Source organism: Nonomuraea sp. CA-218870, from assembly GCF_050936535.1.
GTDB lineage: Bacteria > Actinomycetota > Actinomycetes > Streptosporangiales > Streptosporangiaceae > Nonomuraea > Nonomuraea corallina.
On the sequence record NZ_JBNJMN010000001.1, the window covers coordinates 4817824 to 4832190 of the forward strand.

Annotated in this window: 14 protein-coding genes; 11 read left to right on the plus strand and 3 right to left on the minus strand. The window is 71.9% G+C overall.

The features are described 5' to 3' along the window. Together ACQEUU_RS23275 and ACQEUU_RS23280 are read left to right on the plus strand one after the other, a co-directional pair. Positions 1 to 276: a DUF2160 domain-containing protein gene (locus ACQEUU_RS23275; protein WP_433069222.1), complete on the plus strand. Its 276-nt coding sequence runs from the start codon at positions 1 to 3 to the stop codon at positions 274 to 276. Between the two features lie 14 nt (positions 277 to 290). Beyond that, the gene (locus tag ACQEUU_RS23280; RefSeq protein WP_433069226.1) at positions 291 to 2069 is read left to right on the plus strand and encodes an ABC transporter substrate-binding protein; all 1779 of its coding nucleotides are present in this window, start codon (positions 291 to 293) and stop codon (positions 2067 to 2069) included. An 18-nt stretch (positions 2070 to 2087) separates the two neighbouring features. Here ACQEUU_RS23280 and ACQEUU_RS23285 read toward each other — a convergent pair whose 3' ends face one another. Continuing rightward, positions 2088 to 3620 (minus strand): MDR family MFS transporter, encoded by a 1533-nt coding sequence (locus tag ACQEUU_RS23285; protein WP_433071949.1) that lies wholly within the window; start codon positions 3618 to 3620, stop codon positions 2088 to 2090. 139 nt (positions 3621 to 3759) lie between these two features. Here ACQEUU_RS23285 and ACQEUU_RS23290 point away from each other — a divergent pair, with 139 nt between their 5' ends. The 8 genes from ACQEUU_RS23290 to ACQEUU_RS23325 all read left to right on the plus strand — a co-directional run bounded on the left by ACQEUU_RS23290 (position 3760) and on the right by ACQEUU_RS23325 (position 11949). Then, positions 3760 to 4341, plus strand: coding sequence for a TetR family transcriptional regulator (locus tag ACQEUU_RS23290; protein WP_433069229.1), 582 nt, complete (start codon positions 3760 to 3762; stop codon positions 4339 to 4341). Between the two features lie 601 nt (positions 4342 to 4942). Beyond that, on the plus strand, positions 4943 to 5989 hold the full coding sequence (locus tag ACQEUU_RS23295; protein ID WP_433069232.1) for a LacI family DNA-binding transcriptional regulator: 1047 nt from the start codon (positions 4943 to 4945) through the stop codon (positions 5987 to 5989). A gap of 141 nt (positions 5990 to 6130) precedes the next feature. After that, positions 6131 to 6967 (plus strand): STAS domain-containing protein, encoded by an 837-nt coding sequence (locus ACQEUU_RS23300; protein WP_433069234.1) that lies wholly within the window; start codon positions 6131 to 6133, stop codon positions 6965 to 6967. Next, complete coding sequence (locus ACQEUU_RS23305) at positions 6967 to 7338, plus strand: STAS domain-containing protein (RefSeq protein ID WP_433069236.1); 372 nt, start codon at positions 6967 to 6969, stop codon at positions 7336 to 7338. Before ACQEUU_RS23300 ends, ACQEUU_RS23305 begins: the two co-directional genes overlap by 1 nt. Beyond that, the gene (locus ACQEUU_RS23310) at positions 7335 to 7739 is read left to right on the plus strand and encodes an anti-sigma regulatory factor (protein ID WP_433069239.1); all 405 of its coding nucleotides are present in this window, start codon (positions 7335 to 7337) and stop codon (positions 7737 to 7739) included. Before ACQEUU_RS23305 ends, ACQEUU_RS23310 begins: the two co-directional genes overlap by 4 nt. Beyond that, on the plus strand, positions 7736 to 8731 hold the full coding sequence (locus ACQEUU_RS23315; RefSeq protein WP_433069241.1) for an ATP-binding protein: 996 nt from the start codon (positions 7736 to 7738) through the stop codon (positions 8729 to 8731). Before ACQEUU_RS23310 ends, ACQEUU_RS23315 begins: the two co-directional genes overlap by 4 nt. A gap of 1 nt (position 8732) precedes the next feature. Then, positions 8733 to 10382, plus strand: coding sequence for an ATP-binding protein (locus ACQEUU_RS23320; RefSeq protein WP_433069244.1), 1650 nt, complete (start codon positions 8733 to 8735; stop codon positions 10380 to 10382). Beyond that, entirely contained in the window at positions 10375 to 11949 is a 1575-nt protein-coding gene (locus ACQEUU_RS23325) for a SpoIIE family protein phosphatase (RefSeq protein ID WP_433069247.1), read from the plus strand. The genes ACQEUU_RS23320 and ACQEUU_RS23325 overlap by 8 nt, the downstream gene beginning before the upstream one ends. Positions 11950 to 11983: 34 nt before the next feature. Here ACQEUU_RS23325 and ACQEUU_RS23330 read toward each other — a convergent pair whose 3' ends face one another. Together ACQEUU_RS23330 and ACQEUU_RS23335 are read right to left on the minus strand one after the other, a co-directional pair. Continuing rightward, complete coding sequence (locus tag ACQEUU_RS23330) at positions 11984 to 12361, minus strand: ArsR/SmtB family transcription factor (protein WP_433069250.1); 378 nt, start codon at positions 12359 to 12361, stop codon at positions 11984 to 11986. 29 nt (positions 12362 to 12390) lie between these two features. After that, entirely contained in the window at positions 12391 to 12723 is a 333-nt protein-coding gene (locus ACQEUU_RS23335) for a YnfA family protein (RefSeq protein ID WP_433069252.1), read from the minus strand. A gap of 161 nt (positions 12724 to 12884) precedes the next feature. Here ACQEUU_RS23335 and rfaE2 point away from each other — a divergent pair, with 161 nt between their 5' ends. Beyond that, positions 12885 to 14315 carry a D-glycero-beta-D-manno-heptose 1-phosphate adenylyltransferase gene (rfaE2, locus tag ACQEUU_RS23340; protein WP_433069254.1) on the plus strand — a complete coding sequence of 477 codons (1431 nt, stop codon included), beginning with the start codon at positions 12885 to 12887 and terminating at the stop codon, positions 14313 to 14315. The last annotated feature ends 52 nt before the right edge of the window (positions 14316 to 14367 follow it).

Genomic DNA, 14367 nt, shown 5'->3' on the forward strand with positions numbered 1-14367 from the left:
ATGCCCGACTGGATGGTGTGGACCGGGCCCACCGCCGCCGTCTTCGTCGGCCTCGGCCTGCTGCTGTGCGCGATGGCGATCTGGGCGAGGATCTCGCCGCCGGTGCCGCGGCGGGGGTTCCTGCGCATCGAGACCGACCGGGGGGACCGGCTGTACATCGGCCTGATCAGCGGGGCCGCCGTGCTCGCGGGGTGGATCGCCGTCACCGACCTGTCCATGTGGCTGGCGCTGGCGGCGGCGTTCCTGGTGGTGCTGGCGATCGGGATTCGGGGCTGACGAAGGAGGCGGCGATGCCGTTCGACAGGAAGATCCCCACGAGGAGCGCGTGCTGCGCGGCCGTGCTCGCCCTGCTGGCCGCGGGCTGTTCGCAGGGCGGCGGCCAGGCGGGCGGCGGCGAGTTCAGGGAGGCCGACGCCAGGGCGGCCGCCCAGCGCTGGGTGTCCACCGAGTTCACCCCGAGCACGCTGTCCAGGGAGCAGCAGCTCGCCGAGATGGACTGGTTCATGAAGGCCGCGGCCCCGTACCGCGGCATGGAGATCAACGTGGTGTCGGAGACGATCACCACCCACCAGTACGAGTCGCAGCGGCTCGCCAAGGCGTTCACCGAGATCACCGGGATCAGGCTGAAGCACGACCTGATCCAGGAGGGCGACGTGATCGAGAAGCTGCAGACGCAGATCCAGGGCGGCCAGAACATCTACGACGCCTACGTCAACGACTCCGACCTGATCGGCACCCACGCGCGCGGCGACTACGTGCTGCCGCTGTCGGACTACATGGCCGGGGAGGGCAGGGCCGTCACCTCACCCACGCTGGACCTGGAGGACTTCATCGGGATCAGCTTCACCACCGGCCCGGACAAGAAGGTCTACCAGCTTCCTGACCAGCAGTTCGCGAACCTGTACTGGTTCCGCTACGACTGGTTCACCGACCCGGACGTCAAGAAGCAGTTCAGGGACGCCTACGGCTACGACCTCGGCGTGCCGGTCAACTGGGCCGCCTACGAGGACATCGCCGAGTTCTTCACCGGCAAGGTCAACGGCGACGGCACCATCGACGGCAAGAAGGTGTACGGCCACATGGACTACGGGCGCAAGGACCCGTCGCTGGGGTGGCGGTTCACCGACGCGTGGCTGTCGATGGCGGGCAACGGCGACCCCGGCATCCCGAACGGGCTGCCGGTCGACGACTGGGGCATCCGGGTGGAGAACTGCCGCCCGGTCGGCTCGTCCGTCACCCGGGGCGGCGACACGAACGGGCCGGCCGCCGTGTACGCGCTCACCAAGTACGTCGACTGGCTGAAGAAGTACGCCCCGCGCGAGGCGGCCGGGATGAACTTCAGCGAGGCCGGCCCGGTCCCGGCGCAGGGCAACGTCGCCCAGCAGATCTTCTGGTACACCTCGTTCACCGCCGACATGACCAAGCCCGGCCTGCCGGTGGTCAACGACGACGGCACCCCGAAGTGGCGGATCGCGCCCAGCCCGCACGGCGCGTACTGGAAGGACGGCCACAAGCTCGGCTACCAGGACGCCGGCTCGTGGACGCTGCTGAAGAGCACCCCGGCCGAGCGCCGGGCGGCGGCCTGGCTGTACGCGCAGTTCGTCACGTCCAAGACGGTGTCGTTGAAGAAGTCGATCGCCGGGCTGACGTTCATCCGCGACTCCGACATCCGCAGCGACTACTTCGAGCGGAACGCGGAGAAGTACGGCGGCCTGATCGAGTTCTACCGGGGCCCGGCGCGCGTGCAGTGGACGCCGACCGGGACGAACGTGCCCGACTACCCGAGGCTGGCGCAGCTGTGGTGGCAGAACGTGGCCACCGCCGTCACGGGCGAGACCACGCCGCAGCAGTCCATGGACAACCTGGCCAGGCAGCAGGACGACATCCTGTCGCGGCTGGAGCGGCGCGGCTACGGCGGCCCCTGCGCGCCCAAGCTGAACCAGGAGCGGGACGCCGGGTACTGGTTCGACCAGCCGGGCGCCCCGGTGGCGAAGCTGGCGGACGAGCGCGGCGAGCCGGAGACGCTCGACTACGACCAGCTGGTCGCCCGCTGGAAGAAGGCGGACTGATCCACCCGCGGGGACGGCTCAACGTGTGGGCGCCGGCTCCTTGGGGGCCGGGTCCGGCAGGTCCAGGGTGTCGCGCAGGGTGACGGGCTTGAAGAACAGGGTGGCGATGACGCCGACCAGCGCGAGCCCGGTCGAGATGAGGAAGATGTGCCCGGTCGCGTCGCCGTACGCGGTCCTGACGATGGCCCTGATCGGCTCGGGCAGGGAGGCGAGGTCGAGGGTGCCGGTGCCGCCGCCTCCGGAGGCCGGGATGCCCGCCTTGGTCAGCCCCTGGGTGATGCCGGTGGCGACCTGGTTGGCGAGGACGGCCCCGAGGACGGAGACGCCGATGGTGCCGCCGAGGGAGCGGAAGAACGTGACGGCTCCGCTGGCGGCGCCGAGCTCGCGCAGCGGGACGGTGTTCTGGATGGCGAGCACCAGGTTCTGCATCGACATGCCGACGCCCACGCCGACGAGCAGCATGGCGGCGCCGATGACCACCAGCGAGGTCTCGTGGTCGATCGTGGACAGTCCCAGGAAGCCGAGCGTGAGCACGATCGAGCCGGTCACGATGTACGGCTTGATCTTGCCGCTCCTGGACACCATGCGGCCGCTGATCGTGGAGGAGACCAGCACGCCGGCCATCATCGGGATGGTGAGCAGGCCCGCCTCCGTGGGGGTGTAGCCGCGGCCGATCTGGAAGTACTGGCCGAGGAAGACCGAGCCGCCGAACATGGCCATGCCGACCGCCAGGCTGGCCAGGATGGCCAGGGCGGGGGTGCGCCGGCGGATGACGTGCAGCGGCACCACCGGCTGGGCGGCCCGGGTCTCCACCCAGGTGGCCAGCGCCAGGATGGCGGCGCCGCCGCCGGCCATGGCCGCGGTCTGCCACGACAGCCAGTCGAAGGAGTTGCCGACGAACGTGACCCAGATGAGCAGCACGCTCACGCCGGCGGCGATGAGCGTCGCGCCCAGGTAGTCGATCTTGACGTCGTCGCGGCGGACGGTGGCCACCCGCAGCGTCTTCTGCAGCAGGACGAGGGAGATGGCGGTGAAGGGCACGGCGATGAAGAAGCACCAGCGCCAGCCGAGCCAGGAGGTGTCGGCGATGAGCCCGCCCAGGAGCGGCCCGCCGACGGTCGCGACGGCCATGACGCCGCCGAGGTAGCCGTTGTAGCGGCCGCGCTCCTTGGGGCTGATCATCGCGGCGATGATCACCTGCACCAGGATCTGCAGCGCGCCCATGCCGAGGCCCTGCACGGCGCGGAAGGCGATGAGCTGCTCGGTGTTCTGGGCGAAGCCGCAGGCGAGCGAGCTGACCATGAAGATCAGGATGGAGATCTGGAGCAGCAGCTTCTTGCTGAAGAGGTCGGCCAGGCGGCCCCAGATGGGGGTCGTCGCGGTCGCGGCCAGCAGAGAGGCGGTGACGACCCAGGTGTACTGGGACTGGGTGCCGTCCAGGGCGCCGATGATCTGGGGCAGCGCGACCGCGACGATCGTGCCGCTGATCATGGCGACGAAGAGCACGAGCAGCAGCCCGCTGAGGGCTTCCAGCACCTGCCGGTGGGTCATCGGTTGGGCAGACGCCTCTGTGGGTGCGCTCACGCGCGACCTCCGTTCTGGATCAGGGGGAGACAACGGGACATACTACTTCCCATTGCGAAAGTTTGCGCATTGCGCATTTATTCCCTGCGGGTAGAGTGTCCGCAGGATGGACACCACGACGCTGGGCCTGCGAGAGCGCAAGAAGGCCGAGACCCGGCAGGCCGTGCACGAGGCGGCGCTGCGACTGACCGTCGAGCACGGCTTCGACGGCGTGACGGTCGAGGCCATCGCCGACGCCGCCAACATCTCCCGCCGCACCTTCTCCAACTACTTCGCCGGCAAGGAGGACGCCCTCCTGTACGGGGAGGAGGAGCGCTTCAGGCAACTGGTGGCGCGGGTGCGGCAGCAGCCCTCCGGCCTCACCGCGTGGCAGGCCATGCGGGCCACCATCTCCGAGATGTACCAGGAGATGGGCACGCTGGACCGCGACTGGGCGATCCGCACCCGGCTGGCCAAGAAGCATCCGGCGCTGCTGGCCCGCCAGCTCGCCAGCCACGCCGACCTGGAGCGCGAGCTGGCCCAGGCGATCGCCGACAGGCCCGCCCCGGCCCGGCCGCGGGTGCTGGCGGCGGCCTTCCTCGGGGCGCTGCGCCTGGCCACCCACCAGTGGATCGAGGAAGAGGAGGCCCGCTCCCTGGCGGAGATCGGCGACGAGATCCTCGACGAGGTGTCCAGGGCCTTCAGCTGACCGGCCCCTGGGCGTGAGGTTCCTCACCCGGTACGGGCGCGCCCGTACCGGGAACCCGCCTCCTGGACGAGCAGATTGTGACCGGCCCCCCGGAAAACGCCGCCCGTTTTCCGGAGCCGGCCGCGTTTCCCGTCCGGCCGCGATTCGGGCCGGGGCCTTCGGCCTCGAACACCTGCGCTATTCAAGGCGCTCACAGCACCTCCGGCCGGACGACCGGCCCCGATCTCCATGGCCGACGGGCACGAGGTCGGCGACACGGGCGGGACGGCGGCGACGCCGCCCCCAGCGGAGGCAAGCGATCTTCCCGGACGCCTCCGGCATTCTCGCGCCGGCTTTTCTTCACCGTTTTCCCGTATTCGGGCCGGTGCGTTTCGACAGCGCCGAACCGCGGTCGTAAACGCTTTCCGCGAAGTGCATTCCCATAAATGCCTGAGGATAGTGAAAAGTCCGCTTTCCGGATGCACCGGGAAAGAGGACCGCCCGGCGAGGCGTGCATGAACCGGGGAAATCGTGGAACGTTACCCATTGGTATCCTCCGCTCAGGAGGGGTGTCAGGAGCATCGGCGGCAAGCAGGATGTGGTTCGTTCTACGGGAGGTCGGATGACCGCCACCAGGGTGACCATCGGGGACGTGGCGCGGCACGCCGAGGTCTCCACGTCGGCGGTCTCCAAGGTGCTGCGCAACGCCTACGGGGTCAGCCCCGCCATGCGGGCCCGGGTGCTGGCGGCCATCGAGGAGCTGGGCTACCGCCCGCACGGAGCGGCCCGCGCGCTGCGCGGCCACGCCTCCACGCTCGGCGTGCTCCTCCCCGACCTGCGCAATCCCTTCTTTCCCGACCTGATCGACGGCATCGTCGAGGAGCTCGGGGACACCGGCTACGAGGTGGTGATCAGCCAGGCGGGCCGGGCTCCGGCGGGCGAGTCGCGGGCCGTCCACGCGCTGATCGACCAGTCGGTGGGCGGGGTGGTGCTGGTCGCCCCGCTCAGCCCACAGGCCGGCCTGGAGGCGATCGCCAGGGCCGTGCCCGTCGTGGTGCTCGGCCGCGACGACCGTTCGCCGCACTACGACGCGGTCTTCGGCGACGAGGAGGTGGGCGCCGGGCTCGTGGTCGAGCACCTGGCCGGCCTCGGCCACCGCCGCATCGCGCACCTCGCGGACACCGTTGGGCACGACTCCGGCCAGGGCGGGCCCGCCACGCCGCTGCCCGGCCCGCGGGCGCACGCGTACGAACGGGCCATGGTCAGGCTGGGGCTCGGGGCGCACGCCGACCTCGTGCGGACCTCGTACACCGAGGAAGGCGGCCGTGCGGGGGTCGCCGAGCTGCTGCGCCGGCCGGAGCCGCCGACGGCGGTCTTCGCGGGCGCCGACCTGGCCGCGATCGGCGTGCTGGGCGCGCTGCGCGAGGCGGGGCTCGACGTGCCGGGCGACGTCTCGGTCGCCGGATACGACAACAGCTGGCTGGCCGGGCTGGCGCACATCTCGCTGACCAGCGTCGACCAGCCGGGGCTCACCATGGGCCGGACGGCGGCCCGGCTGCTGCTGGAGCGCATCGGCGGGCGCACGGCGTCGGCACGTATCTCGATCACGCCCACCCTGGTGCCACGGCGCACCACGGGCGCCGCGAATTTCAATGTCACCGAAATATGACGGTATGCGGTGTAGTGTCCGTCATCGGATATTGTCGGGACGGCACGGGTCGGGGATGAAAAGTACATCTTCCACCCGCTGGGCATTCAGGCCGTTACCCTGCCCGGCAGTGCTGTCATCTGTATCCTCAGGAGTCCAATTTTGACCGTCCATGCCGACGTCGCCAGACGACGCATCAAGGAGCTGCTGGGTAGCGCCGACGAGCAGATCCTGCGCCGCTGGAGCACCATCGCCCAGGCCCCCGCCGACGAACTCCGGGAGCTCTACCAGGCTCTGCGCAGCTCGCTGGCGCAGGAGGGCGACGACCTCACCGACGTGCGCGGGCTGCTCGCGGAGCTGTCCCGCAGCCGGGCCCGTCAGGGTTACACCCCCTCCGACACCGCCAGGGCGGTGTACAGCCTCAAGGAGGCGGTGTACGAGTCGGTGGAGGTCGACGGCGGAGCCGACGCGCTGCGTGGCTTCATCTGGTTCTCCCGCCTCATCGACGACCTCGGCCTCTACACGATCGAGGCCTACGCGACCGCCCGCGAGAAGGTCATCATGGACCAGGCCGAGCAGCTCCTGGAGCTGTCCACCCCGGTGGTCAAGCTCTGGGAGGGCATCGTGGCGGTGCCGCTGGTCGGCACCCTCGACTCGGCCAGGACCCAGGTCGTGATGGAGAAGCTCCTCCAGATCCTGGTCGACACCGGGTCGGAGCACGCGGTGATCGACATCACCGGCGTCCCCGCCGTCGACACCCAGGTGGCCCAGCACCTGCTCAAGACCGTGGTCGCCGCGCGGCTCATGGGCGCCGAGTGCGTGATCTCCGGCATCAGCCCGCAGATCGCGCACACGATCGTCACCCTCGGCATCGAGTTCGGCGACATCGTCACCAAGGCCACCCTGGCCGACGCGCTCGCCTACACCCTGCGGTGCAGCGGCATCGAGTTCAGCGAACGCCGCCGGATGCGGATCGCCGTCCGCACAGAGGAATCGTGATGGAGCGCGTTCCCATCCTCAAGCTCGGCGACATCCTGATCATCTCCATCCAGATCGACCTGGACGACCAGAGCGTGCTGGCGCTGCAGGAGGACCTGGCGGACCGGGTCGTCTCCACCGGCGCGCGGGGCGTCATCATCGACATCTCGGCAGTGGAGATCATCGACTCGTTCATCGGCCGGATGTTCGCCACCATCGCCGGCATGTGCCGGATGCTCGACGCCGAGACCGTGGTCGTCGGCATGCGGCCGGCCGTGGCCATCACCCTGGTGGAGCTCGGCCTGTCACTGGGCGGCGTGCGCACCGCGCTCAACCTCGAGAAGGGCGTGGCGCTCCTGGACCACCTCGGCGACCGGAGCGCGCCGCGATGACCCAGGACGGCCACCTGGCCATCGCCGGCAACGCGGATCTCGTGATGGTGCGCCAGCAGGTGCGCGTCGTCGCGGTCGAGGCGGGCCTGTCGCTGATAGACCAGACGAAGATCGTGACGGCGGCCAGCGAACTGGCCCGCAACGCGCTGATCCACGCCGGCGGCGGCAGGGTGAGCATCGTGGTCATCGAGGACGGCAGGCGGCGCGGCCTGCGGCTGATCTTCAGCGACGAGGGCCCCGGCATCCCCGACCTGGACCGGGCCCTGACCGACGGCTTCACCACCGCCGGCGGCCTCGGCCTCGGCCTCGGCGGGTCCCGGCGGCTGGTCGACGAGTTCGACGTGACCTCCGCGCCCGGCAAGGGCACCACGATCACCGCGACGAAATGGGCCCGAGGATGAACCCTCTCGGCGGGGTCCGCGACGGTGTCTGGATCCGCGCCGAGGAGCCCAGCGCCGTCGGCGCGGTCCGCAGGAGCGCGGTCGAGCTGGCCCAGAAGGCCGGGTTCGACGCCGAGCGGGTGGGCCAGGTGGCGGTCGCGGTCACCGAGGCCGTCTCCAACCTGGTCAAGCACGCCGTGGAGGGGATGGCGCTGGTGCGGCCCTGCCCCGGGGCGCCGGAGGTGGTGGAGCTCGTCACGATGGACCGCGGGCCCGGCATGCCGGACGTGGCGCGGGCGATGCGCGACGGCTACTCCACCTCGGGCACGCTCGGCATCGGACTGGGCGCGATCACCCGCATCGCCTCCTCGTACGACGTGCACTCGATGCCGGGCACGGGCACGCTGCTGGCGGTCCACTTCGCCGCCGGGAAGCAGGCCGGACGGCCGCCGGCCTCCGGGCTCGTCCGCCCCATCGGCGAGGAGACCGTCTCGGGCGACGCGTTCGCCTTCACGACCGAAGGCCGGGTCGTCACCGTCATGGTGTGCGACGGGCTGGGCCACGGCGCGCCCGCGGCGCACGCCTCCAGGGAGGCCGTCGAGCTGTTCCTGAGCGGGACCGACGACGAGCCGCTGGCCGTCCTGGGACGGCTGCACCGCGGGCTGGGCCACACCCGCGGCGGAGCCGTCGCCGTCGCGCGGGTGACCCCGGAGAAGGTCACCTACGCCGGGCTCGGCAACATCGCCGGCTGGGTCACCTACGCCGACCGCCGGCAGGGCATGGTGTCGGTGCCCGGCATCACCGGTCACCAGGGGCGCCGGCTCCGGCAGTACGAGTACGAACTGGACGAGCACGCGACCGTCGTGCTGCACTCTGACGGGCTCACCGACCGGTGGTCCCCCACTCTCCTGCCCGGCCTGTTCTCCCGCTCCCCCGTGGTGATCGCCGCGGGGCTGCTGCGTGGGGCGGGCAGCCGCAGGGACGACGCGTGTGTCGTGATCGTGAGGCCGTGACATGACCGCACTTGAGCTGGCCAGGCTGCGCCTGAGCGAGGACCGGGACGTCTTCGCGCTGCGCCGGCTGGGCCGCGCCGCCGCCGAGCTGGCCGGGCTGGAAGCGCAGGACCAGATCCGGGTCGCCACCGCGCTCAGCGAGGTCGGCCGGGAGGTGGTCGGCGCCGGGACGGTAGCGGTGTTCACGCTGGAGGCCGAAGAGCTGCGCGTCACCATCGAGCACCTCGCCGGGACGAGGCCGGCCGGCCGGGAGAGCCTGGCACTGGCCGGCCGCCTGGTGGACGACGCCACCGCCGCCGAGGGCCGGATCACGATCGTCAAGCGGCTCCCCGGCCGCCTGCCCGGCCTGCCGGCCGACCAGATCCGCGAGCGGCTGGCCCAGCTGGCCCCGGTCAGCGCGATGGAGGAGCTGCGCCAGCAGAACCAGGAGCTGGCGGCGACCCTGGAGGACGTCCTGCGGCTCAACGCCGAGCTGCAGGAGACCAACAGGGGCGTGATGGCCCTGTACCACGAGCTGTCGGCGGAGCTGGAGGAGACCAACAGGGGCGTGGTCGCCCTCTACGCCGAGCTGGACGAGAAGTCCACCCAGCTGCGCGAGTCCGCCGAGGCCAAGAACCGGTTCTGGGCCACGGTCAGCCACGAGCTGCGCACCCCGCTCAGCTCCATCATCGGCCTGGTGCGGCTGATGACCACGGCGGACGGCGAGCCGCTCACCGAGGAGCAGGAGCGCCAGATCCGGTTCATCGGCAACTCGGCGGAGACGCTGCTGGCGCTGGTCGGCGACCTGCTCGACCTGGCCAAGGCCGAGTCGGGCCGGCTGCTGCCCGAGCTCGCGCCGGTGGACGTGGAGGATCTCGTCCGCCACCTGCACGCGACCATGCAGCCCACCAGCGACGTGGTCCTGCGCACCGAGGTGGCGCCGGCGGCGGCCGAGGTCTACACCGACGAGACCATGCTCGTCCGGGTGCTGCGCAACCTGCTGTCCAACGCGCTGAAGTTCACCCGGGAGGGCGAGGTGCGGCTCGACGCCCGCCTCGACGAGCAGGCCGGCCAGGTGGTGATCACCGTGTCCGACACCGGGATCGGCATCGCCGAGGAAGACCTGGACCGCGTGTTCGAGGAGTTCTTCCAGGTGCCGCACGCGCTGCAGGTCAAGGCCCGGGGCACCGGGCTCGGCCTGCCGTACGCGCGCACGCTGGTCCGGGCGCTCGACGGCCAGCTCGACCTGGCCAGCACGTTCGGCAGGGGGACGACCGTCACCGTGCGGCTCCCCGTCCGTCACGGCCCTCCCGAGATCGGCCGGCTGCTCATCGCCGACGACGACCAGGGTTTCCGCGAGCTGGCCCGTAGGATGCTGTACGGGATCGCGAGCGAGGTGGACGAGGCCGCCGACGGCGTGGAGGCGCTGGAGCTGATGGCGGTGCGGCGACCGGACGTCATCGTGCTCGACATGCTGATGCCCCGTCTCGACGGCAACGCCCTGCTGCAGCGGATGGCGGAGGACGAACGCCTGAAGGAGGTCGCGGTGGTGGTGGTGACGGTGGCGCCGGGCAAGGCGGCGCGCGACCATCCCGTGCTGTCCAAGCACGAGCTGAGACGCGAGCAGTTCCTGGATGCCGTGCGCGAGGCCGCGCGGGGGCGCCGTGCCTGACCGCGGACCCGCCGACGTGCTCGTGGTCGACGACACACCGGCCAAACGCTACGTCATGGTCAGCTGGCTGCGCCGGGCCGGGCACCGGGTGTCGGAGGCGGGCGCCGGTGAGGAGGCGCTGGCCCTGATCGCCGAGCGCCACCCCGACCTGGTGATCCTGGACGTGCGGCTGCCCGATCTCAGCGGCTTCGAGGTGTGCGAGCGGATCAAGGCCGACCCCGCCACCGCCTCCATCCCCGTCATCCAGGTGTCGGGCAACGCCATCAGCGTGCGCGACCGGGCCGAAGGGCTGGAGCGCGGCGCCGACGCCTACCTGTCCGAGCCGATCGAGCCCGACGAGTTCACCGCGACGGTGGAGGCGACGCTGCGCTACTCCAGGGCGCGGCGGCGGGCGGAGGTGATGGCCGCCCGGCTGGCCCACCTGGCCGAGGTGACACTGCAGATCAACCGGTCGGAGTCGTTCCACAGCCTGCTGGGGGTGGCGGTGCGGGGCGCCTCCTCCATCCTGGGCCGGCCGGCCACCGCGCTCGCGCTGCCGGACGACAAGCGGCTCCAGCGTCATCTCGCCGGGCCCGGCGAGACCGTGACCCAGGCGAGTGTCCCGCCCGACCTGCTGGAGCGGCTGTGCGCCAAGGCCCTGGGCGAGGAGGCCGGCGCCGAGGTCCTCACCGTGCCCGCCGCCGACTGGGCCGCCCTCCACGGCGAGGCCGACGCCGGAGCGCCCGTCATCGGGGTCCTGTGCCGGACGAAGACGGGCCGGCCGCCGGTGTTCCTGGGCGTGACGGCCGATCCGGTGCTCGACGGCAACGAGGTCAACCTGCTGCGGCAGCTCGGCCAGGGGCTCGCGCTCGCGGTGGACGCGCTGCGCGCCTACGCCGAGGAGCACGCGACCTCGCTCACGCTGCAGCGCAGCCTGCTGCCGACCCGGGTGCCCGACATCCCCGGCCTGGCCGTGGGGCTGCGCTACCGGCCCGCGCGCGACAACGTGGAGGTCGGCGGCGACTTCTACGAGGTGCTGGAGGCGGGCGACCGGGTGCTGGTGGCCATCGGCGACGTCATGGGCCACTCGCTGCACGCGGCCACCATCATGGCGGAGCTGCGGCACGCGCTGCGCGCCTCGGTGATGGACCGGGTCGACCTGTCCGCGTCCATGGACCTGCTCAACAAGATCCTGCGGCGCTACCACCCGGGCATGACGGCCACGGTGTGCCTGCTGCTGCTCCATCCCCGCACCGGCGAGCTGCAGCTGGCCAACGCCGGGCACATTCCCCCGCTGCTGGCCGGGCCGGGGGCGCGCTACCACGGGCTGGGCAACCTGCTGCTCGGGGTGGCGAACGAGGAGTACAAGGTCGACCATCTGGTGCTGCCGCCGGGCGCGACGCTGATGCTGTTCACCGACGGCCTGCTGGAGGACCGCGACGTGCTGCTCGACGTCAGCCTGGAGCGCGCCAGGTCGCTGGCGGAGACGGTCGAGGACGATCTGGAGCGGTTCTGCGACCGGATGCTGGCCGCGTTCGGGGCGCGGGAGGACGACGTGGCGCTCGTGGTGCTGCGGCGCGACCTGTAGCGGCACCTTCCCGCGCGGGAGCTCCGCGGCGGCGCTAGGGCGTGGCCGGCTGGGCCAGCGGGGTGAAGAGCGCGCCGAGCCGGGCCACCTGGCCGGGGACGATCCAGTAGTAGACCCAGGTGCCGCGCCGCTCGCAGTCGATCAGGCCGGCCGTGCGCAGCACCTTGAGGTGGTGCGAGATCGTCGGCGCGGTCAGGTCGAAGGCGTCGGTGAGGTCGCACACGCACGCCTCGCCACCGGGGTGGGAGCCGATCATCGACAGCAGCCGCAGCCGCACCGGGTCGGCCACCGCTTTCAGCAGCGGGGCCAGCTCCGCGGCGGCGGCCTCGGACAGCGGCTCCCTGGCGATGGGCACGCAGCAGACGGCCACGGCCGCACCTCCTCCCACGGTCTCCCACGGTTCGACGGTCATCTAAATAGTAGCCGCACGGCCGTACCGGCTCAGCCGCGTGGCGCGTACATGATCACGGCGACCCCCACCAGGCAGATCGCCGCCCCCGCGAGGTCCCAGCCGTCGGGGCGGAACCCGTCGACCAGCACGCCCCACAGCAGCGACCCCGCCACGAACACGCCGCCGTAGGCGGCGAGGATCCGGCCGAAGTGCGGGTCCGGCTGGAAGGCGGCGACGAACCCGTACGCGCCGAGCGCGAGCACCCCGGCGGCGATCCAGAGCAGCCCCCGCTGCTCCCGCACGCCCTGCCACACCAGCCAGGCCCCGCCGATCTCGGCGACGGCGGCCAGCGCGAACAGGATCAGGGAGCGGGCGGTCGTCATGGGGCGACTGTAGAGGAAGGGGACGCCCGCGCCGCCGCCGGTGCCGGCCGGCCGGATTCCGCGGGCGATCCGCCGCCGCACCCGGGCCTGGCGCGCCGGCGGGGCACGCCGGCCGTTTGAGAGCCGTTCCTCCAGGTAGTCGCCTTGCCATGGACCGAGCTATGGACGGCGACCTCCAGGCCGTGGTCATCGGCGACGTGATGCTCGACTCGTGGCTGCGCGGACCGGTCAAGCGCATCGCCCAGGAGGCGCCGGTTCCCGTGGTCAGCGTCGAGGCCACCGACGACGCGCCCGGCGGGGCGGGCAACGCCGCGGCCAACCTGGCCGCGCTGGGCGCGCGGGTGCGGCTGATCGGGACGGTCGGTGACGACGACTGCGCGGACAAGCTGGCCAGGGCGCTCGGCCTGCTGGGCGTCGACGCCCGGATGGTGACCGTGCCCGGCAGGCGTACCCCGCACAAGCAGCGGCTCATGGTCGGCGAGCAGCTCATCGCCCGCTATGACGAGGAGGACCGCGAGCCGATCCCGCCCGAGGCCGAGGCCCGCGTCATCGCGGAGCTGCGGGAGGCGCTGCCCGGCGCCGACGTGGTGATCGCCTGCGACTACGACGCGGGCGTGTGCACGGACGCGGTGCGGCGGGCGCTGACCGGGCTGCCCCTGCTGGTCGTGGACGCGCACGCGATCGGCCCGTGGCGGGCGTGCGCGCCCTCGGCGGTGCTGCCGAACTACCGCGAGGTGCTGCGGCTGCTGGGAGAGGACGGCGACCGCGAGGACCGGGTCCGCTTCCTCACCGAGCGGTCGGAGCGCCTGCTGGCGGAGTCGGGGGCGCGGATGGTGGTGACCACCCTGGACGGGGAGGGCACACTGCTGCACCGGCCCGGCCTGCCGCCGTACCGGACGTACGCGGAGCCGGCGCCGGACCACATGGCGACCGGGGCGGGCGACACCTTCACCGCCGCGTTCGCGCTCTGGCTGGCCGCGGGCGCGCCACCGGAGCGGGCGGCGCAGGCCGCGCAGGCCGCGGCCGGGGTGGTGGTGCGCCGGCCGGGCACCGCCACGTGCACGCGGCGGGAGCTGCAGCGGGCGCTGCGCGCCGGGGACGGGCCGGCCGGGACGCCGGAGCGGCTCGCGGTCAGGCTGGACGAGCACCGGCGGCGCGGTGAGCGGATCGTGTTCACCAACGGCTGCTTCGACGTGCTGCACCGGGGGCACGTGACGTACCTGGAGCGGGCCGCCCAGCTCGGCGACGTGCTGGTGGTGGCGGTCAACAGCGACGCGAGCACGGCGCGGCTGAAAGGGCCGGGCCGGCCGATCAACCCGTGCGAGGACCGCATGTCGGTGCTGGCGGCACTCGGCTACGTCGACTACGTGACCTCGTTCGATGAGGACACGCCGGAGCGGCTGCTGCGGATGGTCCGTCCCGACCTGTACGTGAAGGGCGGCGACTACACCCCCGACATGCTGCCGGAGGCGCCGTTGGTGCGGGCCATGGGCGGCGAGGTGCGGGTGCTGGACTACGTCTCCGATCGGTCCACGACGGCGATCATCGAACGGGTGCGCTCGCTGCCCGAGGACTCCCCGGGGCCGGGCTGACCGCGGGCCTTACCTCCCCGAATGGTCACTTTCTGTGACATATCGTGATCTG